Origin of the sequence: Butyricicoccus sp. Marseille-Q5471 (assembly GCF_951230135.1) — a bacterium.
GTDB lineage: Bacteria > Bacillota > Clostridia > Oscillospirales > Butyricicoccaceae > Agathobaculum.
The window spans coordinates 1-1,942 of sequence record NZ_CATNVC010000037.1 but is presented as its reverse complement, the minus strand read 5'-3'; the positions used below and the strand labels follow the sequence as shown (position 1 = coordinate 1,942).

Below are 1,942 nucleotides of genomic sequence, written 5' to 3'. Positions count from 1 at the left end.
TTATTAACATGACTGGTAACAGCTACCGTTTAGCTCACCACCAGTCCATTACCGGCTAAAAAACTGGCGCTGAAAAAGTGTGCATTTGCTGGCGAAAAAGTGTGCACTTTACTTGACTGCTTACACTCCTTGCATTATTATCAATTTGATACACCTAATCAGTTTCACCTGTGCAGACGCTTAAATTGCTATTAATAATACTACACACTCCCACTATGTCAGCAATCCTATGCACTCACCAAGCCAAAATCGAATAATAAGTCATAGGGCATTTTTCAAATCACCCGCCCTTACAAAAGCAAAAACCGAGGCTTTCTTCGGCTCATCTGGCAATCCTAAAATTGCCGTGAGTTTCAGAAAACCTCGGTTTTATCGGCTTTTCCGGCACTTTTTCTACTTGCTTTTGGTCATTAAGCAGACGCACTCCACATGTGTTGAGTGTGTGATACAGATTCTAGCAAGGCGCGGTTGGGCCTTGAAGGAAGCATTAATTTTCTTTCGCAGTTTCTATTAATGTTGGAGTCCCAACAGACACGCGCATAATCCTTATGCTCCGGTCTTCTGCACTCTGCTCAAAAATGAACATAAACTGTTGCTCATATAAGTTTAAATACATATCCTTAAACAAAATGCTAAAAGTCACCTCATCAATATTTATATCCCTCTGATTTTCTGCATTTCGCTTTTGATACATATCAAAACGGCAAGTGCCTTTCGGATTTGCCACATTTTTCTCATAGTCAAATGGACAGCCACATCCGTAGATAGCAGAAATAGTTTCACACATGGGGCATAGATAATCTTTTGACATACCTGCTATATATTTTCCTGTTAATTCAATGGCAGTTCCATTTCCTTCGTTTGTAAACGAAATTGTAAAATAAAGTGTCTCGTTCTCAAAATATGTATCTATTTTTTTGTCCATGACAAAATAAGGCATGGCGGCGATTCGGTTCTCCTCTTGCTGTTGTTTTAAGAGCTGTTTGTGCTGTTGTTCTGTTTTTTCTATATTTTCTCTATGCTCTTTCTCTTGTTTTTGAATTTGTATTCTAAATTGCTTTTTGTCATGCTTCAAGGTTAACCACAAAATAATGATTGAAATAATAGGGCTGACTATAATTCCAATCAAGTCTATAATTCCGCACTCATTCAGCCAAGCTATACTTTCTAACATTTTATTCCTTCTTTCTCAGTGGAGATAATGCAATCTTACATCTCATGCGCGAGGTTGCATATTCCAGTTTACCGCTCCGGCTGCGTTATTTGTATCACCGTCTCCACAAGTATTGATTATGTACTAAAGATTCCCGAAAGGCATGGTTAGGCCTTAGTACCAAACATATATTAATTATCATTTACTGGAAGTATGTGTTCTCCCCAAACAAACTCATTGTTCTGTTCATCAATTTTCAAAGATAATATGGTTTTTGCTTTTGCGGGCTTACTAGGAGTTCCATGAAACCTATAACTATCATCTTCAAAAGATATCGATACCTCAAATACAATTGCCTGATTTTGCTTTTTCAATATTTCTAACAAGCATTCTTTTTCGATTATAACCATATTCCCATAAGTACTATGTTTTTCGTAACCACTTTCATTTTCCGGTTCGCTCCAATGATACATCTGAATAGGGAAATCGGTATTGCTATCAACTCTCGTATACGAAAGTTGATCTCCTTGTGATACATTCAAATATTTCCTAAGTTTATCGGATACCCCCATTAAATAATTTGATACAGTAAGATAATCTTTTAACAGCAAATCTTTTTTATCAAGAGCATCATCTGGGAATGTAGTAATCACCTCGCAAGTTGTGACCTGATCCCGAAAAACTGATCCAGTGGAAATGTTAGTCACGATATGATAAACTGAGAAAAATGGAGTGATTGACATGAAACAGAGATTCACAGAAGAGCAGATTATCCGAATTTTAAAAGAG

The 1,942-nt window shown here is 37.0% G+C and carries 2 protein-coding genes; both read right to left on the bottom strand.

Features of this window, described 5'->3' with window-relative positions; translation table 11 throughout:
- Positions 1-487: 487 nt before the first annotated feature.
- On the bottom strand, positions 488-1,174 hold the full coding sequence (locus QOX26_RS14270) for a hypothetical protein (protein WP_283675633.1): 687 nt from the start codon (positions 1,172-1,174) through the stop codon (positions 488-490).
- 170 nt (positions 1,175-1,344) lie between these two features.
- A partial coding sequence (locus QOX26_RS14265) for a hypothetical protein (protein ID WP_283675632.1) occupies positions 1,345-1,942 on the bottom strand: 598 nt, incomplete at its 5' end.

Coding starts and splice junctions, on each gene's coding strand:
- QOX26_RS14270 (WP_283675633.1), bottom strand. CDS start 1,174: ATGTTAGAAAGTATAGCTTGGCTGAATGAGTGCGGAATTATAGACTTG.